Annotated in this window: 21 protein-coding genes; 10 read left to right on the forward strand and 11 right to left on the reverse strand. The window is 51.4% G+C overall.

All coding sequences use genetic code 11. The annotated features are described in order from the left end of the window. The first annotated feature begins 103 nt into the window (after positions 1–103). Positions 104–979 carry an SDR family oxidoreductase gene (locus CKL79_RS10245; RefSeq protein ID WP_121969486.1) on the forward strand — a complete coding sequence of 292 codons (876 nt, stop codon included), beginning with the start codon at positions 104–106 and terminating at the stop codon, positions 977–979. On the opposite strand, the gene CKL79_RS10250 is transcribed toward CKL79_RS10245, so the two are convergent. Next, complete coding sequence (locus CKL79_RS10250; RefSeq protein ID WP_121969487.1) at positions 976–1,164, reverse strand: hypothetical protein; 189 nt, start codon at positions 1,162–1,164, stop codon at positions 976–978. The two genes, CKL79_RS10245 and CKL79_RS10250, sit on opposite strands and share 4 nt — an antisense overlap. A gap of 87 nt (positions 1,165–1,251) precedes the next feature. Here CKL79_RS10250 and CKL79_RS10255 point away from each other — a divergent pair, with 87 nt between their 5' ends. After that, entirely contained in the window at positions 1,252–2,202 is a 951-nt protein-coding gene (locus tag CKL79_RS10255; RefSeq protein ID WP_240518786.1) for a DNA topoisomerase IB, read from the forward strand. A gap of 105 nt (positions 2,203–2,307) precedes the next feature. Here the strand turns inward: CKL79_RS10255 and CKL79_RS10260 are convergent, their stop codons facing one another. Continuing rightward, positions 2,308–3,255, reverse strand: coding sequence for a cobalamin-binding protein (locus CKL79_RS10260; RefSeq protein WP_121969488.1), 948 nt, complete (start codon positions 3,253–3,255; stop codon positions 2,308–2,310). Between the two features lie 137 nt (positions 3,256–3,392). Between CKL79_RS10260 and CKL79_RS10265 the strand changes: the two genes are divergently transcribed. Beyond that, positions 3,393–4,808, forward strand: a complete 1,416-nt coding sequence (locus tag CKL79_RS10265; RefSeq protein WP_121969489.1) for an ATP-binding protein — start codon at positions 3,393–3,395, stop codon at positions 4,806–4,808. Between the two features lie 80 nt (positions 4,809–4,888). On the opposite strand, the gene CKL79_RS10270 is transcribed toward CKL79_RS10265, so the two are convergent. The 3 genes from CKL79_RS10270 to CKL79_RS10280 all read right to left on the reverse strand — a co-directional run bounded on the left by CKL79_RS10270 (position 4,889) and on the right by CKL79_RS10280 (position 9,079). Then, entirely contained in the window at positions 4,889–6,022 is a 1,134-nt protein-coding gene (locus tag CKL79_RS10270) for a glycosyltransferase family 1 protein (RefSeq protein ID WP_121969490.1), read from the reverse strand. A gap of 286 nt (positions 6,023–6,308) precedes the next feature. Then, complete coding sequence (locus tag CKL79_RS10275; protein ID WP_121969491.1) at positions 6,309–7,460, reverse strand: NAD-dependent epimerase/dehydratase family protein; 1,152 nt, start codon at positions 7,458–7,460, stop codon at positions 6,309–6,311. Positions 7,461–7,804: 344 nt separating this feature from the next. Then, the gene (locus CKL79_RS10280) at positions 7,805–9,079 is read right to left on the reverse strand and encodes an esterase-like activity of phytase family protein (protein WP_121969492.1); all 1,275 of its coding nucleotides are present in this window, start codon (positions 9,077–9,079) and stop codon (positions 7,805–7,807) included. A 93-nt stretch (positions 9,080–9,172) separates the two neighbouring features. Here CKL79_RS10280 and CKL79_RS10285 point away from each other — a divergent pair, with 93 nt between their 5' ends. Then, entirely contained in the window at positions 9,173–10,129 is a 957-nt protein-coding gene (locus CKL79_RS10285; RefSeq protein ID WP_121969493.1) for an RluA family pseudouridine synthase, read from the forward strand. 63 nt (positions 10,130–10,192) lie between these two features. Beyond that, positions 10,193–11,158, forward strand: coding sequence for an alpha/beta hydrolase (locus CKL79_RS10290; protein WP_121969494.1), 966 nt, complete (start codon positions 10,193–10,195; stop codon positions 11,156–11,158). A gap of 231 nt (positions 11,159–11,389) precedes the next feature. On the opposite strand, the gene CKL79_RS10295 is transcribed toward CKL79_RS10290, so the two are convergent. Both CKL79_RS10295 and CKL79_RS24180 read right to left on the reverse strand, forming a co-directional pair. Next, positions 11,390–11,623 (reverse strand): hypothetical protein, encoded by a 234-nt coding sequence (locus tag CKL79_RS10295; RefSeq protein WP_121969495.1) that lies wholly within the window; start codon positions 11,621–11,623, stop codon positions 11,390–11,392. 290 nt (positions 11,624–11,913) lie between these two features. Then, a complete protein-coding gene (locus tag CKL79_RS24180) occupies positions 11,914–12,039 on the reverse strand; it encodes a hypothetical protein (protein WP_276299819.1) in 126 nt (41 codons plus the stop codon). A 1,137-nt stretch (positions 12,040–13,176) separates the two neighbouring features. On the opposite strand from CKL79_RS24180, the gene CKL79_RS10305 reads away from it, so the two are divergent. From CKL79_RS10305 to CKL79_RS10320, 3 genes are all read left to right on the forward strand, one after another. Further along, on the forward strand, positions 13,177–13,932 hold the full coding sequence (locus CKL79_RS10305; protein WP_170944027.1) for a hypothetical protein: 756 nt from the start codon (positions 13,177–13,179) through the stop codon (positions 13,930–13,932). Further along, entirely contained in the window at positions 13,932–16,043 is a 2,112-nt protein-coding gene (locus CKL79_RS10315; RefSeq protein WP_121969498.1) for a DNA methyltransferase, read from the forward strand. The genes CKL79_RS10305 and CKL79_RS10315 overlap by 1 nt, the downstream gene beginning before the upstream one ends. Before the next feature lie 165 nt (positions 16,044–16,208). Further along, the gene (locus CKL79_RS10320) at positions 16,209–16,466 is read left to right on the forward strand and encodes a hypothetical protein (protein ID WP_121969536.1); all 258 of its coding nucleotides are present in this window, start codon (positions 16,209–16,211) and stop codon (positions 16,464–16,466) included. A 204-nt stretch (positions 16,467–16,670) separates the two neighbouring features. Here CKL79_RS10320 and CKL79_RS10325 read toward each other — a convergent pair whose 3' ends face one another. After that, on the reverse strand, positions 16,671–18,041 hold the full coding sequence (locus CKL79_RS10325) for a phospholipid carrier-dependent glycosyltransferase (protein ID WP_121969499.1): 1,371 nt from the start codon (positions 18,039–18,041) through the stop codon (positions 16,671–16,673). Positions 18,042–18,336: 295 nt separating this feature from the next. Between CKL79_RS10325 and CKL79_RS10330 the strand changes: the two genes are divergently transcribed. Next, complete coding sequence (locus CKL79_RS10330; protein ID WP_121969500.1) at positions 18,337–19,467, forward strand: alpha/beta hydrolase; 1,131 nt, start codon at positions 18,337–18,339, stop codon at positions 19,465–19,467. A 14-nt stretch (positions 19,468–19,481) separates the two neighbouring features. Here the strand turns inward: CKL79_RS10330 and CKL79_RS10335 are convergent, their stop codons facing one another. Together CKL79_RS10335 and CKL79_RS10340 are read right to left on the reverse strand one after the other, a co-directional pair. Continuing rightward, positions 19,482–21,341 carry a M3 family oligoendopeptidase gene (locus CKL79_RS10335; RefSeq protein WP_121969501.1) on the reverse strand — a complete coding sequence of 620 codons (1,860 nt, stop codon included), beginning with the start codon at positions 21,339–21,341 and terminating at the stop codon, positions 19,482–19,484. Between the two features lie 21 nt (positions 21,342–21,362). Then, positions 21,363–21,995 (reverse strand): type I restriction endonuclease subunit R, encoded by a 633-nt coding sequence (locus CKL79_RS10340; RefSeq protein WP_121969502.1) that lies wholly within the window; start codon positions 21,993–21,995, stop codon positions 21,363–21,365. Between the two features lie 89 nt (positions 21,996–22,084). Between CKL79_RS10340 and CKL79_RS10345 the strand changes: the two genes are divergently transcribed. Next, a complete protein-coding gene (locus tag CKL79_RS10345) occupies positions 22,085–23,887 on the forward strand; it encodes a serine/threonine-protein kinase (RefSeq protein ID WP_121969503.1) in 1,803 nt (600 codons plus the stop codon). Positions 23,888–24,033: 146 nt separating this feature from the next. Here CKL79_RS10345 and cynS read toward each other — a convergent pair whose 3' ends face one another. Further along, the gene (cynS, locus tag CKL79_RS10350; RefSeq protein ID WP_121969504.1) at positions 24,034–24,477 is read right to left on the reverse strand and encodes a cyanase; all 444 of its coding nucleotides are present in this window, start codon (positions 24,475–24,477) and stop codon (positions 24,034–24,036) included. Positions 24,478–24,523: the final 46 nt, after the last annotated feature.

Consider the following 24,523-nt stretch of genomic DNA (forward strand, 5'->3'; position numbering starts at 1 on the left):
GCTAGTCTCAAGGCGAGTTATCTGGCCTCAAACTGCAACTCGAAGTTTGTTTTGATATCGCTTCAAAATCTGCAAACGCTGCTAAACTCTACTGCACTTCACCATGACAAGTACTCAATCGGAAAGACACCCCACTCCCGACGAAATTCCCGGTCAGAAGCTGCCCTACCCAGCTAGCCAGGAAGATATGACGCCTGCTCCTGATAGCGATCTCTCTAACTACAAGGCCGCTGGTAAGCTGACCGGTAAAGTAGCCATTATCACTGGGGGCGACTCTGGTATTGGCCGCGCGGTGGCGATCGCCTACGCTATGGAAGGTGCCAACGTCGCCATCTTGTACAACGTCAACGACAAAGACGCCGATAAAACCAAGTCAATGGTAGAAGAGCGCGGCGGTCAGTGTCTGCCGATCAAAATGGACGTGCGCAAGCCCGAAGAGTGTGAAGCCGCTGTCACAAAAACCATCGATAAATTTGGCCAGCTTAATATTTTGGTGAACAACGCCGCCTTTCAAATGGTGCAAAAGGATCTAGCCGACCTGACGATTAAGCAGTTTCGCGAGACCATCGAAACCAACGTATTCGGCTACTTTCATATGTTCAAGGCAGCGCTGCCTCACCTGAAGGAAGGCGATGTCATTATCAACACCGGATCTATTGTCGGCAAGATGGGCAAAGGCATGCTGGTAGACTACGCCACCAGCAAAGGCGCAATTCACGCGCTGACCAAATCTCTAGCGCAAAACCTGGCTGACCAGAAAATCCGGGTTAACGCCGTCGTTCCAGGGCCAGTCTGGACGCCTAATATTCCGGCTACCATGCCGATTGAAAAGGTCGATCAGTACGATACGGACAACGCTATGGGCCGTGCCGGACAGCCTGAAGAGCTGGCCCCGGCCTACGTTTTCTTAGCGGCTGAAGACAGCAGCTTTATGACTGGCGCGCTCGTTGATGTGACCGGTGGTCAGCTCTCTAGCTAACTGTCCTTATCAATTTCAGGCACGACATCGGGGCGAGCTTTGTCTTCCCAGCCGACCGGACGCTTAGAGTTGTACCAGGCCACAGAACCGATACCTACCGCAGCGGCAAAACCCACTAAGCCGACAACTGTCAAAACCAGAGAGTAGGGGAGTGTGTCTGCACCGGCTGCCTGCATAAATACCATGGTTCCAACTCCTCAGAGCGAAGAAACAATAACTTCTACCATACCAGGTGAGTTTCCCCCGGTGTCGTCAAAAGCAAACAGTAAAGTATGCCAGTTAATCCGGAAAAAGCCGCTGTTGCCGCTGGTTTGCGGTACGTTCACGACGGGCTGCCGGGTATCCGCCGTCAGCGCTGGGGTAGGGGCTTTAGCTACATTTTGCCAAGCGGCGATCGCCTCCCACCCTCCTCAGAGCGCGACCGAATTGAATCCCTAGCAATTCCGCCTAACTGGGAAGAGGTGTGGATTTGCCAGGATCCGAACGGTCACCTGCAGGCAACCGGACGCGACGCCAAAGTCCGCAAGCAGTATCGCTATCACCCTGATTGGAATAAGTTTCGCAATCTGCAAAAGTTTGATCGCATGGTGCCCTTTGGCTTAGCCTTGCCCGCTCTGCGGGAGCAAACTCAGGCTGATCTGGCGCTGCCGAAGCTCTCTCGCCAAAAGGTGACAGCCGCGATTGTGCAGCTGTTAGATCGCACGCTAATCCGGGTGGGTAATGTGGAATATGCCAAGCAAAACAAGTCTTATGGCCTGACGACGCTGCGCGATCGCCACGTCGATTTTGGCAAGGGAGAGGTCAGCTTTCACTTTAAGGGCAAAAGCGGTGTTGAGCATGAGGTGAAAGTTGAAGACCCAACGCTAGCTAAGGTAGTGCGTCGCTGCCGCGATATTCCTGGCTATGAGCTGTTTCAGTATTATGATGACGAAGGCGATCGCCAAACGGTCGATTCTGGCGATGTCAACAGCTATCTCAAAAGCGTCACTGGCGAAGATTTTACCGCTAAAGATTTTCGCACCTGGGCCGGAACAACCGTTGCTACCGATACCCTTCAGCAGCTCGGTGAATGGACGCAAGAGACCGAAGCCAAACGCAACGTCGTCGCCGCTATTAAAGCCGCCCCGCTCAGCTCGGCAACCGACCGGCCACCTGCCGCAAATACTACGTACACCCTACCGTTCCAGAAAACTACCTGGCAGGACTCCTGCTTGAGCAGCTGATCGAAGCTCAGAAGCAGGCTCGGGCTGACCCTGTCCATGCCGACTGGCTGGACACCCGTGAAAGCGCTGTCCTCACTTTGCTCAAATCTATTTAGCGCTGTCTAATTAGCGCTGCTTAAAAAGCTCCCAGCCTGCGGGCTGACGGTCTTTCGCAACCGGTTTCCCCTGAATAATTTCAGCTAAGATCTCGCCAGATTCCACCAGTCTAGGCCCCGGTCGATTGAAGTATTGATTGCCATCTGTGACATATACGCGACTGGTTTGCGCGGCTTTGAGCTGCGGCCATTCTGCGTGCGCCGCCATCTCCGCAGTTGCCTGTCGGGTTTGCTCCAGGTCATAGCCACAGGGCATCACAATGATGATATCTGGGTCAGCCGCTGTCAGCTCTGCCCAGCTCATCCAGTCAGAGTGCGCTCCCGCTTTGCCAAAACAGCTCTTACCGCCAGCCAGCGTCACCAACTCTGGTACCCAGTTACCCGCCGCCATCAGCGGTTCGGTCCACTCTATACAGGCAATCGTAGGGTGCGATTTAGTTTCTACTGTTTGCAATCGTGCTTGCAGCCGTTCAATCACAGACTTTGCAGTAGACTGCCCTACCGCTGAAGCGTCTAAAGCCGCTGCGACTCTCTCCATATCAGTCCATACATCGGCTAGGCGCTCAGGCTGCAAAGAGATTACCTGTATATCAGCCGCCGAGTCTGCTGAGGAAACTAGCTGCTTCACCGCCTGCTCAACGTCACTCAGGCTGACGGCGCACACTTCGCACTGCGCCTGGGTGATGATATGAGTCGGCTTCAGATCGGCCAGTACTGCTGTCTTTACCCGATACACGCTCAGCGCCTCTCTCAACAGGTTACTTACCCGCTCGTGAATTTCCGAACTGGTACCTACCGGGTCAAACTTGGGCTCAGTGCAAATAGGCAGATCGCGAACGGATTCAGGAAAATCACATTCGTGCGATCGCCCCACCAAATACTCGCCATAGCCCAGCGCCGCGACTATCTCAGTCGCACTCGGAATCAAAGACACAATCCGTAAATCACTCGAACTCATAGCGATACCTTCATAAAAACTAACGCCTCATACGGACTCTCTAACCGACTGGGGCACACTAACCCCAATTCCCCTTTTTCCAATTCCCCTTTTCCCTTCTCTCCCCCAAGCCCTAGTGAATCGTAGCCAGCTACTCTATGCACTCCACCGCCCGCCAACTCCCTTCGCCTACGCCTGCCTTAGTTGCGGGCACTCAGCAATCACTCAGCATCCACTCTACGCTCAGTGACCTGCCGCTACATGCCTTCTCGGTCACTGCCGACTGCGCCATTCAGTCGCTTGTAGAGCATTTCACTCAATTTCCCGATCTGCCTGGGGTCATCATCACTGATGTCGGTCATCTCAGCGTCATGTCGCGACAGCAGTTTTCAGAATGCTTGCTGTATATGGGACATACCGCTTGTTTTCAATCGGGCTCGCTGCGTCTGGTGCTCAATCAGGCCGACCGCAGAGCCCTGACGCTCGCTGGCCATACTGCCATCTTGACAGGCGCACGGCATGCTCTCAGACGCCCGTTAGAACAGCAGAGCGCACCTATTTTGGTGCAACACGCTGACGGCCCGCACCTGCTGGATGCCCGCGTTCTCAACGTAGCCCATTGGCAAATTCGCGGCATCGAAACTCAGATTCGCTACGAGCGGCTACAGATGCAGCTTTTGCAGAGCGAGAAGATGGCGGCGCTGGGGCGTCTGGTCGATGGCGTTGCTCACGAAATCTTAGACCCGGTGAGCTTTATCTGGGGCAATTTGAGCTACATTGCGGGCTACGCTCAACAGCAGCGCGAACTGCTGATGGCTTACGAAGCCGCTCTACCCGATCCGCCGCCTGAAGTCGCGCAGCTCCGAGATGAGGTTGAAATTGAGTATTTGCGCGAGGATCTGCCAGCGGCGATCGCCAGTGCCCGCAGCGGTGCCTCCAGACTGCGACAGCTCGCTACCAGCCTGCAAAACTTCTGCCATATTGATGAAGTTCACCCTCGTCCGACTGACCTCAATACGCTGCTAGACAGCACTTTACGCCTGCTGAAAAGCCGCCTGATCACCTCGATTACACTGGAGTGCTGCTATGGCAAACTGCCGCCAGTATCCTGCTTTCCAGGTCAGCTCAGTCAGGTCTTTATGAACCTACTGGTCAACGCTGTCGATTCCCTGCTCTCTCAGACCCATCTTCGAACCCTTCAAGGCGCGACTGCCTCTGAGCTTGTCGCCGAAGCGCCCCAGATCACGGTCACAACCTGCGTTCTTTCAGATCAGGAGACACCGACGGCTAACCCTGACGACGCCCGCTGGGTTTCAATTATCATCACTGACAATGGCCCCGGCCTGCTACCAGAGACCAAAGCGCAAGTGACTGACTCTTTCTCTACGCAGAGCCGCTCTCGCAAAGAAACTGGCCTGGCGCTGAGCTACCAAATCATCACGGCCAAACACGGCGGCAGATTTTGGATGCGCTCTTTTCACGCTTCTGAAGAGACCTTGCCACCCGGCGATCGCACGCCAACCGGTACCGAATTCGAAATTCTGTTGCCACTGACTTCAGATGAGACAAAATAGCTTTTCTTGTCCCCTCGCCTACATCTGGAAAGATCATTTTTGGCAGCAACCCCTCAAGGTTTTTGCTCAAATGGGTATGGCTAAGCGGCGATCGCCATTGCCCCTGCATTCACCACATCTATATAAAACCGCTCTAGCTGCCGGGTAGATGCCTCCCAGCCCCAGCGCTCAGCCTCGACGCGGGCGTTTTGCCTGAGCAGTTCGCGCTCAGCTTTCATGCCCAACAGCTTTTGAGTGGCGGCAATGGCCCCTTGCTCATCTGCCGGGTCAAACATAAAGCCATTAATGCCATCGGTGACAATATCGGGAATGCCCCCGGCGTTGGCGGCAATGACCGGGCAACCAGCAGCCATGGCCTCTAGCAACACCAGACCTAAGGTTTCGGTGCGAGACGGGAAGATAAAGGCATCGGCAGAGGCGTAGGCTGCGCCCAGTTCTTCGCCGCCCAGATAACCCACAAAATGGGTGGGCGTCCCGGCAAAGTGTCTCTCTAGCTCTTCGCGGTTAGGGCCATCGCCCACCAGCGCTAAACGAGCGCCGGGAATAGAGTCTAGAACAGGTTTGATCCGGTCGATTTCTTTTTCGGCAGAGAGGCGACCAATATAGATCAGAATAGGGGCGTCAGGGTGGCCTTGCGTGAGGTGCGATCGCATCTTTTCACTGCGCAAATCAGGCCGAAACAGATCGGTATCTACCCCGCGCTGCCATACTTCTACCCGCTCAATATCATGCTCAGTGAGTTCCTGCTGCATCGCCGTTGAGGTACACAGATTGATCGCCGCTTTGTTGTGCATGGCTTTCAGCAACTCCCACAGCACCCCTTCTAACATGCCAAGGTTGTAGTGCTCCAGATACTTAGGCAAATGCGTGTGATAAGAGGCCACCAGCGGCACATTTAGAGACTTGCTGTAGTAAATGCCCGCTAGCCCCAGCACAGCCGGGTTGACCACATGAATTAGCTCAGGCTTGAACGCCTCTATCGCCTCTCGGATAGACGGGCGCGGGAAGGCCAGTTTTAGCTCCGGATAAAGCGGCAGCGGAAACCCTGAGACCCCTTCCACTCTGGCTCCTTTATACTCGGTCAGACCACCTTCGGGGCAAAACACGCAGACCTCGTTGCCGAAGTTTTGCAAATGTTCGACGGTGTGCTTCAAACGGGTGACAATGCCGTCAACTTTAGGGAGAAAGGTCTCTGTAAAAATGGCAATTCGCATAGGTACAGCAAGGTCAGGAGTGAAGTGAAAGAAATCAGTAGGCCGATCACTCTGCTGTAAATAAGCAGGGGATATCAGGTTTTTACCCTGAGAGAACAGCCGTTTGCAACCCTCTTAGGACACTTGATACAGGGGCACCTAGCACCTATTCAAATCAGACTATAGATGGAGACCTGCCCAAAAACTTAGCTCGGCAAAAAGGCCAGGTCGCACCCAGAACATTTGGTTCTTAGTAACAAACTGACCTTCGTCAATCGGCGGATAGGCCGCTTATCTTGCAAGCAGGCTAGCGTCGCCAGCTAACCGTAGGCAAAATCTGCTTGTGGTCAACGCGGTGCTTGTACTTGATTGCCATATTCAGCAGCGAATCTAACAGCGAATCTGAGAGAAAATGCGGATCTAGACCGAGGTCAATCAGCTTGGTGTTTTTGGCATTGAAGTAGTGTTCTTCTGCCTCTACCCGAGGATTTTCTAGATTTTTCACTTCGACATCTAGCCCCAGCGTTGTTCCGGCTTTCTTCACCATCAGGGCCAGGTCGTTGATGCTAAACATCTCAGTAAACTGGTTAAAGACGCGGAACTGACCGGCGTCGGCTGGGTTTTCGCAGGCAATCTCAACGCAGCGCACGGTATCGCGAATATCTAGCAGGGCGCGGGTCTGGCTACCTGTGCCGTAAACCGTCAGCGGGTGACCGACAGCGGCCTGAATGCAAAACCGGTTTAGCGCTGTACCAAAGACGCCATCGTAGTCGAGCCGGTTGATGAGCAGCTCATCCATACCGGTTTCTTCAGTGAGCACACCGTAGACAATGCCCTGGTTGAGATCGGTGGCGCGCAATCCCCAGATTTTGCAGGCAAAGTGAATATTGTGCGTGTCGTGGACTTTACTGAGATGGTAGAAAGACCCTGGGCTCTTGGGGTAGGGCAGGGTGTCTTTGCGACCGTTGTGCTCAATGGTGATGTAGCCTTCTTCGATGTCGATATTGGGCGTGCCGTATTCGCCCATGGTGCCGAGCTTGATCAGATGACACTCGGGGAAGTGGTCGCGCAGCACGTAGAGCAAGTTGAGGTTGCCCAGTACGTTATTGGCCTGGGTCATGACCGCATGTTCACGGTCAATCATGGAGAAGGGGGCAGAGCGCTGTTCGCCGAAGTGAACGACCGCGTCTGGCCGAAACTGGAGCATCGACTTCTCTAGGAACGGATAGTTATTGACATCGCCAATAAAGAGCTCGATGTCTTTACCGGTCAGATCTTTCCACCGCTGTAGCCGGGACTGAATAGGGGCAATGGGGGTAAGCGTTTCGGACTGGAGTTCCATGTCCCAGAGCCGCCTAACAAGGCTGTCTAGGATCGCGACATCATGACCTTTGCTGGAGAGATAAAGGGCTGTTGCCCAGCCACAGTATCCATCACCACCGATTACTAAGACTCGCATGCTGCTTCTTTATGAAACCTTCAATAATGACCTTTGCTGATGCCCAATTTATCAGGTTTGGGGGCATGGGTGCGCAGTTTCTTGCCAAAGGGCGCGTCGCCTGGAACCCAATGCTGCGAAAAATAGCCAAAGCTCAGCTCGGGCCGATGCTCTCAAAGAGTTTTCCTGAAAGGCTTCTGAGATATTAGAGTCAGTTGAGCGGCAGGGTCGCAAACAATATTCTTTAATCAGGCGAAAACTTGCTGACAGAATAAGAGCAGCTTAAGACTCGTTTAAGGCTGGTAAAAAGTGATCGCGTATCTATAACCAATGCCTCTGTCGCTAGCAAGATCTGTGGAAGGGCACTAGGGGCGGTTGAGCTGAAAGACGAGCAGGCTGGTCTCTTGCTCGTCGATAAAATTATCGTCACTCATGACAAGCAAACTTTCGTGGCCACCTGGGAGAGTGGGGCCAAAGGTCATCGCTTCGTAGTTTTGTAGGGGGGTAGGCAGGCTGGTAAAGTCGAGCACGAGCTGTTTGCGGATGGGCTGAATGCCACTGGGGTCAATGCCGCTATCGTTACGGAGGGAGGCGATCGCACTAATATCGGTCGCGCCACCAGAGGCCAGCTGATAGAGCTTTAGCGCAAACCCTTGAAAGCCATAGGAGCGCTCCAGTCCTAAGAAGTGACCGCCCTGGTCGAGCACGGCAATTTCAGACAGGCCGTGTAGGACAGCGCCCGAAGGTGCCAGATCCATTTCGTAAAGGTGCTCAGAAATAAACGTCGTCTGATACTGGTCAAGGGTGTAGTGCAGCAGGCGATTTTTGTAGGGGATTTCGGGGGCAAAGTCCAGGTCTTGCAGCAGCGGGCCTTCAGTCGCGACAAACAGCCGGTAGGGTTCGTAAATGCCACCTGTCCCAGAGGAAACGTTGATCGCCAGCGCTTCAAAGCTGAGGTTTTCTTGAACGCCCTGAGTCTGCTCTAGCATGTCTTCTACCGCCTCTTCTGCGGCGTTCTCTGAGCCGGCTGTGGCGGTGGTCTGATTGAGCAGATTGTCTGAGAGATAGCGCTCGGGTATGGGTATTGCTGTTTTTAACTGGCCAGTAGCCAGGTCGTATTCGCCTACGGCGGCGGCGATTTGCCGTTTGGGAGAGCCTTCGCTGGCGATCAGGAGCGTGTTGCTGGGGGTGAGGGCCATGCCTTCGGGATCGAGGCTACCGGGGGCGTAAGGGTTGCCCTGAGCGTCTTTGAGGTAGGTGACCGATTCGACTGTGAGTCTAGGATCGGTCAGATTCTTTAGGGTGAGGGTGTAAAAGCGGGGGCGATCGCGGCTATCTGAAAGGGCATAAAGGCGATCACGCGGTATGTCGTAGGCGATCGCCGAAATGCCGCCTACTGGCTCACCTTCAAAGCTTTGCTTAGGGAGTATTGTGCTGCCGACTAGGTCTACAGAAACATCGAGAAATAGACGTTCTTGGGCGCTTACCTGCGGTAGTGCGCAGCCGCCGAGGAGGGCGATCGCCAGCAGGCTACTTACCAGTGTTTTGAGGCTCAGCGTTTTGAGGCTTAGCGTTTTGAGGCTTAGCGTTTTAAGGCATTGGCTAGCCCTACGGAGCCAGGGGAATCGATCGCAAGACATGAAGCCGTCACAGTTATAGATATCTATATGATTAACGATAGGTTATTTGAAGTGAAGAGGAGCAGCCTCGCCAATTTGCCAGATAGACCCGCGATGAATCAGGGCTGGACGTATGCCGACCGAGTGCGGACCGGCGGACAAACTGTGCTGGACTATTACACTCAGCGCTACCAGCACTCTACCCGCGAGCAATGGCAGGCGCGAATTGAGCAGGGGCAAATTTTACGAGATGGCTTGCCAGTAACCGCTCAGGCAGTGTTAGGGCGCGGACAAACGCTCACCTACTATCGTCTGCCCTGGCAAGAGCCAGACGCGCCGCTAGATTTTGAGGTGCTGTATGAGGATGAAGATTTGTGGGCGATCGCCAAACCCTCTGGCTTGCCCGTTCTCCCTGGCGGCGGCTATTTAGAGCATACGTTGCTCCACCAAATGCGGCGGCACTACCCGGACGATACCCCCGTTCCTGTGCATCGGTTAGGGCGAGGAACCTCGGGAGTGATGCTATTTGCCCGGTCTGAGCTGGCGAGAGAAAGGCTATCGCGACAGTTTAGAGAACGGACGATCAGTAAAATCTATCGGGCGCTGATTGGCCCGACTGACCCGGCAGAATTGGCTGAAAGGAGCGATCGCTTTACCTGCACCACGCCAATTGGCAAACTGCCCCATTCGCAAATTGGCTATATCTATGGTCACTCACCTACCGGGCTGGCCTCTCACAGTGAATGCCAGATACTGCAGCGCGGTCCGCAGTCAACGCTGGTCGAAGTCTCTATTTTGACGGGCAGACCTCACCAGATTCGGATTCATCTGGCAGCGGCAGGCTATCCGCTGTTGGGCGATCCGCTTTATCCGGTGGGCGGTGTGCCTGATCTGAATGGCTCGGTGATGCCGGGCGACTGCGGCTATTGCCTGCACGCCCATCGGGTGCGATTTACCCATCCTCGCCTGGGGAAAACTCTGTGCGTTGTCGCCGAGCTGCCGGACGGCTTGAGATGGACAGCTGTAAGGAATGGCTATCCTCACTTTTCATCGGCTGCTTTGTTGGCGTAGAGTGGCACAGACTGGTTCATTTCCGCTTTCGGTGCTTTTTGACGGCTTTTTATTGCTTTTCCTATGGCTCAGCCTGACTACATTCTCTACGCTCAGCACGGTTGGGCTGATATCGACCGGGGGATTGGCACTCTGGCACGGCAAATTGCTAGCCCTAATGCGCGGGTAGTCGTGCCTAATTTAGGGTTTGTCAATACCTGGATTCGGATTGCGCCACTGATTGATCAGGTAGAGGCGATCGCCCTGCAAACCCAAGCTGACCATCCTGAGACGCCGATCCGCGTGATTGGTCACTCGATGGGCGGGCTGATCTGGCTAGAAGTGCTGGCCCGGCATCCGGAGTGGTGGCCGCTGGTGGAGTCTCTGGTGTTGGTGGGTTCGCCGGTCGGTGGAGCGGACTTGAGCCGAATGGTCGATCCGTTTGCTTGGGGAGTAGGCATCGCCAAAGACCTGGGGCAAAATCGGCGATCGCTCGCTGAGCGGATTGCGGCTGAAGTGCCAACCCTGGTGATTGCCGGAGATTTCTACCGGGGCGGCGATGGCATTGTGCCGTTGGAATGTACTAAGTTTCACCGGGCTAGCTATGTGGCGATCAGCGGCATCAGCCATCACCGGCTCAAACAGCATTCGGCAGTAGCTAACGTGATTCAGCAGTTTTGGCAAAGCTCGGCTCATCTGTGTGTGCCCAGTCCGATTGGGAGCTATTGCGATCGCCTGATTCGTCAGCTACAGGCGGTGCCCGGCATGACAGATGCTCACTATCAGGGCTTTGATAAGTCTGAGCTGTGGGCGCATTTGCCCGACGGACTGATGCTACAAACCTGGTGCAGTCGGTTGAATGTTCATCATGTCTATTTGTCGAGCCCTAGTGGTGACTGTCTCTTTGCGGGCTTTGTCGGCTGGCCGCATACGGTGGCGCTATACGACACGCTATGGCATTTGCGAAAAAGCTGGTCTCCCTCAGCACCGTCTTCAGCGCAAGTTGAGGCGATCGCTATTGACTTTCCTTTAGATGCAACAATCCCTTAGCTCTTATTATTCGCTAGTTGAGTTTCTTCTCGCTCTAAACAGCGATCGCCCCTTCAAACTGAAGTTCTGCACGATGAAGCCAAACATTGCATTTATGCAAATTGAGTTTTGTATTGAGTGATGGAAGAAAGCAGAGGGTGAAAGGAGCGATCGCGCCGCTGAATGGAAGAGTTGGGCGGGCGATCGCAGCTAACACCCTCGCAAACTAAAGTTCACTGAACACGAGCCTCCCTAAGCCGCCCTCACTCGCTTAGTCAATATCGCCATTACCTCATTGGGCCTGCCCGTCGGCAGCAATTGGCTCCAGTCATTTGGCTCAGCATAGTTCAGATGATGCAATTGCTGAATGGTTACCTGCACCGCGCTAGGGCTACCAAACAGCATATGGCGCACAGGTTCAGTCGGTGAGCTGCCATCAGCAGAAGCAGTGGACGCAAAAGCGCCCGCAGTAGAAGGGATAAACATGAGATCTGGTCTCCGCGAATAGGATTAGCGAGAAAACCAGAACTCAAAAGCTTAGCCACCCCACAAAAGCTAGTGCAAATCAGGGTGGCTAAGGTAAAGTGACCTCAGCTTCCAGGCTGCGCGAATCAGTTTGGGAGTTAGCCGTCGGCGTGGTGCTTGTAACACCCGTCGATGGCGCTAAGTCGATTGAGTTCTGACAGAGAGAGACTGTGATAGGCATCACAACCAATAGCTACAGAGCATAAGCCGATTTCCAGCTTTCGTCAAGCGGTAGAAAAGCGAATTATTTTTCAGTTGTGAAAGACAAAATCGCGAATGTAATAGACGTATGCCTTCTCAGCCGACAGGATAAAGTATTTGAGCCTGATTGCTTCTCGACCCCGACCTAGCAGACGAGGTGATTTAGATGGCGGCATACTTAATGCATGTAGTAAGTCTGAAATATAGGTACTTATGCAGCAGTTACACCTAATAAGCACCTCATGCCCCTACTCAACATCGCGAAAATGGTAGATAACGCCCGTTTCTAAGGACTCATACCACAGAAACATCAGATAACTTCTGTAAAGGGGGCTTTATCCCGCAAAAATGTCAAGCAAGTTGAAAAATAGGTTGTTATGCAGCAGATCTGACGTTGAATACATAGTTATGCCGCCGGGCGGTTAGTGAGGGAGCAACTGAAAAGTTATCTGTAGTCTTAAAGACCCGATTGACTAACAAAAGTTTGATGGGAACTTCTGAAAGCCGCTTTCTACAAAGATTTCAGCCCAAATAGGCGACTACTCCTGCAATTAAGCTGAAAGCATTGATGTAAAAGGAATTCAGGATTTCTAGTGCATGTTTTGTCAGTCAATCAGCTTAAAGACTTAAAATTAAAGACTTAAAAGCTCGTCTGAGTTTTCTAAGCTACCAAGAACCACAGCTAAAACCAGAAAAATATGTCGGAGAAAAGCAATAAATTATCGCAAGAAGAAGCAAAAGACTTATATCTCAAAGTCTGGGAGAAGGAGCAAAGTTATATTCAGATTAGATGGACAGTAGTAACATTCTTTATTAGCATTAGCTTTGCAATCCTTGGATTTTCCTTCAACATAAGCAATCCCAAGTTGCCTATAATCACTCCTCAATTAGTTGGTTGTGTTATTTACTGGTTTGCGTTTTAAACTCATCTTGTCCTATATAACTTGACAGAATATTACAGAGAATATCTATTAAAAATGGAAAAAGAAGGTTTGGTCAAATATGATGTAAGGACAGAAGCTAACAGATTTTTTGCTGAACGAAGGAAGGGATTAGGACGATCACATCCGACAACATTATTAGCTTATTTTGGTGTTGGCTATACTGTAGCTATTGCATTGATTTTTATTAAGCTGTATGTAATCTAATGCCTTATGTTTGCAGGTTGAGCTAGCAATAGTTAAGTCGTTGTAGAGGTGCGGCATAACAACCCTGGTGTAGCGGATTGACCGAAACCACCTGTGATGTTGCAAAGTCTCTGGCAATCGCTGACCAGGAACGTTAGAACACTAAACACAGAATTAGAGTAATAAATGAGTTTTGTATTTAAGATATTTGAACATTGCTACAATTCGATTAGAGAAGGAAAGCTTATTGAAAAAGAGAACTCTAGAGATAAGGAATACCATTTCCAGGACTGGTTCAAGTCTCGATTAGAAGAATTAAAAAGCAACTTTGATGAACCATCAAGAAACAGCTACCCTGACTTTCGTATGGTCGGTGATGCATTAGGCTTCGAGCTGAAGGGGTTACAATATCCTGGAAGAATCACTAATTACGATTCGAACAGTCAGGTTCCAACAGGATTGCATAATGGTAGAACGGTATTTTATGTGTTTGGTAGGTATCCGAAAGAGCCATTAAACCCGAAGAAATACCCTGTTCACGATCTCATTATATGTCACGGTAATTTTATTAACTCTGATCACGAATATATCCACAAAAACAAAAGCGTGAAAGGGTTTGGTAGTTATGGAGATATAATGATTCGTGACAGAAAAATGTATGTTGCACCAACACCATATGCATTGACTGAAGGTACTGAGAATCAAATCACACTAGTTGTACCTGTTGGCCTAGTTGCTCCAGCGGGTTTTAGGGCTATTGGTGAATTGGTGCGAGTTGAAACAGGAAAATTGATAGTAGGTTATGAGTTTGATCTTATCGCAAACGAAATAAAGGCCAAGAAAATAGATAATCCAAACTCAGGTCTAGAGCATAGGTTCGTAGCTTACCGTGTGTCGTCTGACAAAGGGCCAAGAGTGTCACTCAAGAGTGAAAACGAATAATGAAGGCTATTGAGCGTGATTTTCCCTTCGAAGAAATCGATCCCATTGCTGAAATAGAAAGCTATAGGAAAGAAATAAACAGACCGATCTATCATATCCACAAATGGTGGGCTAAGCGCCTTGGTAGTGTTTTTCGGTCAATTGTTTCAGGGGCATTAGCTGAAGGGCAGTGGAAAGATTTTTATGAAAACCAAAACAATGCGGGAAAGATTGTACTTGATCCGTTTATGGGATCAGGAACGACACTCGGTGAAGCCGCAAAACTTGGTGCAAGTATAATCGGCTGCGATGTCAATCCCGTTAGTACCTTTCTTGTCACTCAAGCGATTACAAAAGCTGGGGTGAACGAGCTTGAATCTGAATTCAAGCTAATCGAAAAGGATGTAAAAGAAGAAATAGTTTCTTACTACACAACGAAAGTTCCTAATGCTACTAAACCCACTCAAGCCTTATATTATTTTTGGGTAAAAACTGTCACTACCCCAGCCGGTGAATTAGTACCGTTGTTTTCAAGCTACGTTTTCAGCAAAAACGCATATCCCAGCAAAAAGCCGGATTCACAAATTTGGTGCCCTTCCTGTGAATCTATATTTGTTGAAAAATATAACAGTACCAATGTTGAATGCCCATATTGCTCACATATGTTTAACCCCCAGAATGGATCAGCGAAAGGAACAAAGGTCACTGACAGCGAAGGCAACTCATACAAGATTAAGGAATTAATTACTAATTCAAAGGGTGCTCCCAGCCATAAACTTTATGCCATTATGGCTTTGGATGAATCTGGTGAGAAGGTCTACATTAAACCATCAAAGTTTGATTTTGATATTTTGAAAGAAGCCCGTAACCACTTGAAAGACCTTGATGGCGTCCTTCCTTTGCCGACAATGGAAGTTCGACCTGGTTATAATACAAACCAAGCACGAGGTTACAATTATAAATTATGGCGTGACTTTTTCAATGACAGACAGCTTCTTTGCCTGGGTTTACTTTTACAGCGAATACTTAAAATCGAAAACAAAGTAATTCGTGATCATTTCATTTGTTTGTTTAGTGGCACCCTCGAATTCAATAACCTTTTTTGCAGCTTTAAAGGTGAGGGAACTGGTGCTGTAAGGCATATGTTTTCTAATCACATATTGAAGCCAGAAAGGACACCGCTTGAAAATACTGTATGGGGAGCTACCGGAAAAAGCAGTGGATCATTTTCAACACTCTTTAAAAGTCGCTTGATTAAAGCAAAAATATATCTTGATGAGCCATTTGAAATTTTGATTGATTACAGTGGCACTAAACAGTCTTCAAAGAAAGTTATTTGCAGCGACCCAATTAGGCTAAATGTTTCTCAATCTTGGGAGGAATTTGCCAAGTCGCAACAAGGCGCGCTTATACTTAATGGCGACAGTTCGTCACTTCCTATTCCTGACTCCACTGTTGATGCAGTTGTAACTGACCCTCCATATTTTGATTTTGTTCATTACAGCGAATTAAGCGACTTCTTCTATGCTTGGCTAACCAATGCACTTGGGGGGGAGTATAAATATTTAAACAGACAGGATTCTTCCCACAAGAACGAAGTTCAGGATCGCGACAATGAAAGTTTTACAAAGAAAATTTGCAGTATTTTCCGAGAATGCAATCGAGTACTCAAGCAAGATGGTCTTTTATGTTTCAGTTATCATCATTCTACTATCGATGGCTGGATGGCTATTTATAATTCTGTCACTGAAGCGGGGTTTGATATTGTGGCTTCGCACCCGGTCAAGGCAGAAATGTCTGTGGCAAGTCCAAAAAGCGCTGCAAAAGAACCCATAAATCTGGATGCAATATTGGTATGTAAAAAGGAAAATAAACCACCAGTTATTAAAAACGGGAATATTGAAGTCAAAAAAAGAGTTAGTAACTACGTTAAGCGTTTTGAGGCAATTGGACGTACGCTCAGTTCAGGAGACAAGTTTGTCATAATCTGTTCTCAAGCGTTGTCGGTAGCATCTACTCTCAGAATGGATAAAGTTGACGCTGAAAAATTTATCAGAGAGTCCGTGCAGGAGTGTTCTGACAAAGCGCTGCACTCGGACAATTTTTCCGCTACGCTTCAAAATTGCCGGTGAGCGCGGCGTTAGGTGGATAAGCATCACTGACTAAGTAAACTGAAAACTCAGTACAGAATTGTTTGTCAGAAAGGTCTGCTGTTCAGCCCTCAATTGGGGCCGATGGTCAGAGACTTGCATAGCGGTATGAAATTCACTACCTTTAACTTACTGAGCGAGAAACCTATGAAGATGGATGAGTTAGAAATGGAAGATGATCTACGAACAGAGTATGATTTGAAGAGTCTGCGAGTCAGGAAGTTAGGCTCTGGAAGAAAAAGTTTTGACGGAGCAACCATACGGCTAGAACCTGATGTTGCAGATATGTTTCCTGATGCTGATGCGGTTAATGAGGCGCTTCGATTCTTGATTAGAATTATGCGAGATAACCAGGCGCTTGTACCAGCAGTACAGGCTGACAATTCAAATGCAGCGGACAATTGAGACCTCTTGGTGAGATAGCAAAAATTACGAGTGCCGCTGATTTGAGCCGTCTGTCATCAACCACATGTCATCAACCACATATAGAGGAGAGCGCTGAAAATCAGCAGAAACCTGAAACCTGTGAGCGTGCTTAGGTAGCAAATGTGTCTCATTGATACTGATGTCATGATCGATGCCCTCCAGCTTGAAGCTGCGATCGCCCAGTCAGATCCAGGTTTTTAGCCACCAGCGCAGCTTTAAGTCTGCTGGGGTGAGCGGTGAGCCCAGGCTGAGCGGCAGCCAAAAGAAAAAGGATAGAGCGATCGCACCCAACATCACCAGCGCCATCACCCGCACCCACTTCTGCGGTGAATGCAGCCATTCACTCAACAGCCAGGCCAGCATGATGAAGCTAAACGCAGCAGCAGGCATATAGAGATAGATAAACGTGCAGCGGCTGATCACCATCCAGGGGAGCCAGTTAGCGGCATAGCCGATCAGCAAATAGGCGCTAAGATTTTGAACCGTAGGATTGGCAGGCGTTGCTTTTGCTCGCATAAGCAGGTTTTTTACCTGCCGCATTCGCACGATAAATAGGAGAATCACCGCGCTACTAGATAGCCACCACAGCGCCGGGTTGCCCAGATTGTTCACGGTATACGCTTGTAAACCCACTGTTTCATACCAGTAGGCAATCGGTTTAATCAGCAGCGGCCAGGTATACCACTGAGAACAGTCGGGGTGCCCGCTAGCCGCTAGCCGTTGGTGAAAGGTAAACAGCGCAGCGTGGAGAGAGAGCAGGCGTTCTCCACTTAGATAGAGATGGGGCCACCAGATCAGGCTATAGGTCAGCGCCGGGATGAAGCCGCCGTAGAGTAGTGCCTGCGATAGTGCTTTCTTCGATAGTGCTTTTAGGGGTTGCGATCGCTTAAACCATTTCCCCCGCCAAGCTTCCCAAATCAACAAACTGAGCCAATAGCCCAACCCGTTCCATTTGACCGCCACAGCCGCCCCCAAAGCCACAGCCGCCAACGTTCGTAAAATACCTTTAAAAACTCTCCCTTTACCTGAACCGATGCTTGCTTGCAGCCACAGCCAATGACCCAACAGCCCAAAAAACACCATGTAAATGTTGATCAGCGCGTAGCGAGACTCGGTGACAAACAGGCCATCTATTGCAACAAAACCACCCGCCAAAAGCGTAAAAGTCCATCGCTTAGCCTCCCGCTGCCTGCGCCCCAGCGTATATGCAATTCCCATCACAACCAGAGGAACAAAACTGCCAACTAGCGCATTCATCCAGCGATAGCTAAAAGGCGCTAACCCCTCAGGCGCTGCTGTAAAAGGCCAGTTTGAGAAGGGCCAGTGCGCACTCAGCCAAATGCCAGCGGCAATCAGATATTTACCAAGCGGCGGATGAGCGTCAAATTGTGGCACGCCCGTCAGATAGGCATGAGCAAATTTAACAAAGTAAATCTCATCAAATACCAGCGCATCAAACCGGGAGAGCTGCCAAAAGCGCAGGCCGAAGCTCAGGCCAACGACAGCAATTAGCCCTAAGTGGTAGTAACGAGTGCGGGTCAGTCGCTTTAGCAAATTTTTTTAGCTAGCCACCTGTTGAGCGACGTAATACACAACGGTTACGAATCATAGCAGCGAACAGACTACCGCATATAGCGTTGGTCACTTGGCTTGAATACAGCAATGCAGGTAAAACCTTTGCATAACAACAGGCCAAGTGACTCGCGTTACCCGAATGCATCCGAGTAACGCTATATCTTGCTATAGTTTGCCGATGACCCGATAGCATGGGGTGAGGGGTTTGACCCAGCGGACAACACGAAAGCGAGCGGCATTAATCGGGCGAATCATCGTCTGGTTGGTAGGGGGCATGACTTTTTTCTTGAGTCTGTGGATCGTGCTGCCTGCGCCCAATTTATTTTTTCTGAGGCTGGCGGTGGGTGCGCCCGAAATTAGCCCGCTACTAGGATTAATCGGTTTAGCGACGTTGGGCATAACGCTGGGACTGAAACTGTGGCGATATAAACCGCCACGCTTACTCACGGCGATGCTGCTGGCTGCCTTGCTGCTAAGTAGCTGGCCGCTGCTCGGCTTGCCCAATACCGTCGCCCGAGCTGATGCCTCTATGTCAGCGGCGTTTGCCTCTCCTAGTCAAGCCGCTAGTTATCCGCCGTTTAGCTGGCGCAATTTTTTCCGAGGCATCCCATCAGGGGAGGTGCGCTATCAAGCGAATATTCCCTTTGCATCGCCAGATGGGGTATCGCTAAGTTTAGACCTGTATCAGCCAGCCACACCGGGTAAATATCCGGCTGTGGTGACCATCTATGGCGGTAGCTGGGCGCGGGGTAACCCGGCGGAGAGTGCCGATCTCAGTCGTTTTTTGGCGGCGCGGGGCTATGTGGTGGCGGCAATTGACTATCGCCATGCTCCGGCCTATCGCTTCCCTGCTCAGTTAGAAGATGTGCAGACGGCGCTGGCTTTTGTGCGCGATCGCGCTGATGAATATGAGATAGATAGCGATCGCATTGGTCTACTCGGCTGGTCAGCGGGCGCACATTTAGCCATGCTAACCGGTTTTCAGGCAAGCCCAGCGGTGCAGAGCATCGTCGATTACTATGGCCCCATCGACCTAGCCGCAGGCTATACCGATCCGCCCATCCCTGATCCGATTGATGTTAAGCAGGCACTAGCCGCCTTTATCGGGGGAACACCGACCGAACTACCTGAAGCCTATGCCCGAGCCTCACCCATCACCTACGTAGAGTCGGCTGAGGCCAATACGCTGCCGCCCATGTTGCTACTGTATGGCGGGCGCGATCACGTCGTTGAGGCCCGGTTTGGCAGGCGGCTATATGAGGAAATCATTGGCAGCGGCAACACAGCGGTTTGGGTGAAGATTCCCTGGGCCGAGCACGCATTTGACCAAGTATTTAATGGGGTGAGCAACCAGCTTGCCTTACACTTCATCGAACGCTTTCTAGACCAAACGCTGCGCGGGTGATTTCACTTGGCTGCTTAACCAGCCTCGACCTGCGCGACTAGCTGCTCGAAGTGAGCAACCGATTTTTCGACAATGGTTAGGCTGTCTTGCCAAAACTGAGGCTGTCGGAGATCTTTCTGTAGATGCTGCTGTACCAACTCTTCGGCGGTCAGGGTGCCAGTGTCACGCAGGAGATTTGTATAGCGCTGATTGAACTGGTCTCCATAGGCGGCTTGCTGGGCGTAGATGCCCAGACTAAAGAGATAGCCAAATAGATAGGGATAGTTGTAAAAGCCCAGGCCAGAGATAGAAAAGTGTAGCTTGCTGGCCCAAAAGAGATCGTCGTATTCGCTCAGGCTCTCTTCAAACCACAGTTGCCAGCTAGCATCCATCATTTTACAGAGCTGCGCCGGACGAACAGTGCCCACTTTACGCGCCTCCACCAAGCGTTTCTCAAACTCAAAGCGAGCCGGAATATTCAGCAAAAAGACCGCTGCGCTTTGGGCATCTTGCCAGGCGATTTCTAGCTGCTGAGCGGGCGTCGTGGCACGGTTCATCAGCGCGTCGCGGACCAGGGTTTCGGCAAAGATGCTGGCGGTTTCGGCCAGGGTCATCGGGTAGCGGCTTTCGATGGCGGAGAGATCGCGCATCACCCAGTTGTGCCAGGCGTGGCCCAGCTCGTGAGCCAGGATGATCACGTTGTCCATGGTGCCTTCGTAGGTGAGGAAGATGCGCGGCTCGCGAGGGTCAGAAAATTTGGTGCAGTAAGCGCCCGTCGCTCGGTTGGGGGTCGGTTGCCCGTCGATCCAGCCTTTCTGGGCCATCATCGTGGCGAATTCGCCCATTGCTGGGGTGAGCTGAGTGAAGGCGTCTGAGATGAGAGCGATCGCTTCTTCAAACTCAATCACTGCCTCTTTCCCAGCCGCAGGCGCAGGGGCCATCGTATCCCAGGGGTTTATTTTCTCCTGCCCTAAGGCTTTTGCCATCGCCGCCAGTGCCCGGTGCCCAATGTCACGATTTTGGTAGGTGGTTTCCATCAGCGCGTCGAGCGTTTCCCTCTCGATGCGGCTCTGATGACAGCTTTTGTCGAGGTAGTGAAGTTTGCGATGATGAGAACGTTTTTGAGTTTCTTCTAACCGCCAGCCATTAATGGCATTGAGCCCAGCGGCGACGGCAGGCTGGTGACCGCTCCAGGCGCTGCGAATCCCTTCCCAGGCAGCGCGGCGAGTTTCTGAGCGCGAATGGCTCAGCAAATTAGCGGCCTGTGCTAGCCCCGTAGATTCGCCCTGAATATCGCACTTTAATGTGCCGGCCAATTCGCTGTAGAGGTTGCCCCAGGCGTGCAGTCCGTTCGTAGCGAGACCCGTGATTAGCTGTTCTTCGGCGACGCTCAGTAGCTGGTCTTTAAGCTTGCGGCTGTGGTGGATAGAAAAAGCGGTTTCGGAGAGATCAGGGTTAGAGAGCAATGCTGTGATGAAGTCTTCGCTGGCGCGGAGCAAAAAGACATTGTAGGGCGTCAGGGCTTCTGAGAGATCGGCGCTGAGCTTTTGGAGGATGGGCATCCAGGCATTAGCGCTGGCGTCTTGGGTGTCGGTGCTGAGGGCAGTGTAGATGTAGGTGCTGACGTTGCCGAGGCGCTTTTGGATATCTTTGCGCTGCTGGTAAACGGTGTTGGCTTGGTCAATCAGAGCAGTAAATTCGCTCGAATCGAGGGCGTCGGCAGTTTCGATTACGGCCATGAAAGGCATGCAGGCGGTGCCGATGCTGGTGATGTCGGATTTGAGGGTTTCTATAGTGGTGGCGATCGCCGGATCGTCAGTACCGCTAAAGAACTGACTATTATTCCAAGTTTGGGGAAAAGAAGCTGAAGCAGGCGGGCGAACGGTAGTTTGCATGGTTTGTCGGTTTGTCAGGTGTTAGTTAGACTCTAAAATTTCGCGACGAATGCGTTTGAGAATACCGAGTACTCGGGTGAATTCATCATCTTGCTCAATCGATAGCGCAAAGGAGCGGGCGTAATGGGGCGTAGGAAGGTGAACAAGTTTAACGAAAACGAACTCACGTCCGTTGACTAAAAGACCGTAAGCTGGCTTTTCCTGGTTCGGCGCACCGAGCATATAGCTGAGCGCTTGGGGTAGCGCTAACAGCACATCAAACCGCGTGCTTTTAGCCTCAATCGCCAATACCCAAAACTGCTCTAGCGTTACCAAAACGTCAATTTTGCCTCTGAAGATAGTACCTTCATCCTCTGCGGCGATTTCGACTGACTCTTCCGTTAAGAGATTGAAAGGAGCCCGATAGAATTCGGCCAAGTCTAGCAGCGGGGAAAGCACCACCATCTTGACGGACTCTTCCGAAAATGGCTTATCCTCAGCTAAGTTCATATAGTTCTGCTGAACTCGCGCTAACTGCTGCTGCTCAAATTCTGACAAAGCGGGTACTTCTTCCTGCCACTCGTTAAAGAAATCCTTGTCGGATGATCTTTGCAGACTAAACTTCTCTTTCAGCGTTTCTAAATTGATGTCTTTGGCTTGAGCAGTTTGAACCATCGTATTAACCGGAACAGGGCGGCTTGTCGGCGGTGAGGGAAGCATACACAATGGTATCGGCTCATCACCCGGCTCGCACAAGGCAGACTATGAGTAGTTTAATCGGTAAGACCCTGCAAGGGGGAAAGTACAGGCTAGAGGCAGTCCTAGGCCGGGGCGGATTTGGGCTGACGTTTCGGGCGCATCAGACTTACCTCGATCAGGTGGTGGTGATTAAAACGCTGAATGAGTCGTTTTGGCGATCGCCCAACCTGAGCGACTTGCAGCAGCAGTTTCAAGACGAGGCTCGCAGGCTGGCGCTGTGCAGCCATCCTAACGTGGTAAGGGTGAGTGACTTTTTCGTCGAAGATGGACTGCCCTACATGGTGATGGACTACATTCCGGGGCGATCGCTGGCCGATATCGTCTTCCCCGAAAATCCGCTGCCTCAGGCGACCGCAGTCAGCTACGTGCAGCAGATTGGCCGGGCGCTACAGGCGGTACACAGCAAAGGATTGTTGCATCGCGATGTGAAGCCGCAAAACATTATGCTCCATCAGCTCACGGGTGAAGCCGTGCTGATCGACTTTGGCATTGCCCGAGAGCTGAGCCAGAACCCCACTCAAACGCACACCAGCATTGTCTCTGAGGGCTACGCGCCGATAGAGCAGTACTTGCCCAAGGCCCATCGTTCGGCTGCGACGGATGTATATGGCTTAGCGGCGACGCTGTACAGTCTGCTGACGGCTCAGATTCCGGTGGCGGCAGTGCTGCGCAATCGGGAGCTGCTGACACCCGTGCAGCAACTCCGGCCAGATGTGCGCGAAGGGGTGGCGCAGGCGATCGCTCAAGGCATGGCAGTAGAGCTAAAAGATCGCCCTCAGTCCGTGGGCCGCTGGCTGACCCTACTAGAGAGCCGTCAGCGAACCGGTTTCTTTAGCCGCACGCAGCCGCCAGCTAGCAAAATGCCGCCGCCTAGCCCTTCAGAATTTCCAACACATGTCGTTTCTCCGGCCTATCAGTCAGCGCCAGCAGCAACAGAAAACGGCACGGTGGCGCTGCCTGTGCCGACGGGCTATGGCGCTGATACTGTGCATCAGCCTTCGGTGCGAACTCCGATGCGAACTAAGAACAAGGGGGGCGGCTGCGCGGCGACTTTGGGCATTGGGTTGATGGCGATCGCCGGTATCGTAGCCGGAGCCGGGTTTTGGCTATATCAACAGCTCAGCGACGGGGCGGGCAATCTTCCTCAAGTCTCCTTGCCAGAAGTAGAACTACCTGCCCCCAATGATGCTGAAGGCGAGCAAAATGAGCCAGTCGCCGTAGAAGAGCCCGAACCAGAAGAACCCGACAGCGCCGACTCAGCTGATGACGAAGGCAATGCCGCGTCCGATGGAGAGGCTGACAGTGATGAGGGTGCTAAGCCAGAAAAACCGCCAAAATCAAACAGTTCTGAGCCACCGCTGCTGCTGACCAACAGCGGCAATCCGGCGAATGCCCAGCCTGGCAATACGGGCAGCGGAATAGTCGCGATTCCTGGATTTCCGCCAGGTGCTTCCGAAGATGACATTCGTGCCCGGCTGGGTTCACCGACGAGAGAATCATCTCAAGATGGCTTTTACACCAGCGTCTATACCGTTGTGCCGAACCGGGTGACGCTGGCCTACGTCTATAACGAAGACTCAACCCGCGTACGTCAGTCAGAAGCGGCGTTTTCTCCGGCGACAGACCGACTGGTGATGCTTGCTGCTTTTTTAGGGATGCTGGACGGTCGCTCGACTAAGAAGATTGAAGACGGCCTGGAGGCAGTGAGAAAAGGAGATCGCGATCGCTTCACCTTCAAAAACAGCGGCTTTTCTGGCACAGTCGAACGCAATGTCAATGGCTACGTACATATCTACGTTCAGGAATAGCCTTTTGGCAGCGTCTATAATTTTGCCATATAAAAAAGCTCAGACGCGATGCCTGAGCTCTATAGTTTTAGGAAAATAGCAGTTTTAGGAAAATAGCAGTTTTAGGAAAATAGCGCTTTTTGATCAGAAGGCTTCACGTCACGTTGCTACCACTTTTTGTAGGGTAAGAACTTGCCGCACATGATCACTTTGACGCGATCGCCCTTCGGATCTTCTTCTTTTTCTACATCAATTGAAAAGTCAATAGCGCTCATAATGCCGTCGCCAAATTTCTCATGAACCACCGCTTTGACCGGCATGCCATACACCTGCATAATCTCGTAAAAGCGATAGATCAGCGGATCGGTCGGCACCAGCGGATCAAGGCCGCCTTTGAGGGGGCATTCGGTCAGTGCTTCGGCAAACTCTGGCCCGAGCCCGAGCATTTCGACCATTTTGCTGGCCTCTTCTTCAGAAGCGCTCGCCTGACGGTAGAAAACAGAGGCGATCCAAACTTCGTCAAAGCCTAGCTTTTCTTCCAAGTCGGCGAAGCTCAATTCTTTCTCCTTTTTAGCGGCCAATAGTTTTGCAGTGATTTCTGGAGTGATCATAGTAAACACCTTGTAGGTTGAGTAATTACGGGTTTAGAACTGTCTT

It is taken from the genome of Leptolyngbya sp. BC1307, assembly GCF_002286735.1.
Lineage (GTDB): Bacteria > Cyanobacteriota > Cyanobacteriia > Phormidesmidales > Phormidesmidaceae > Phormidesmis.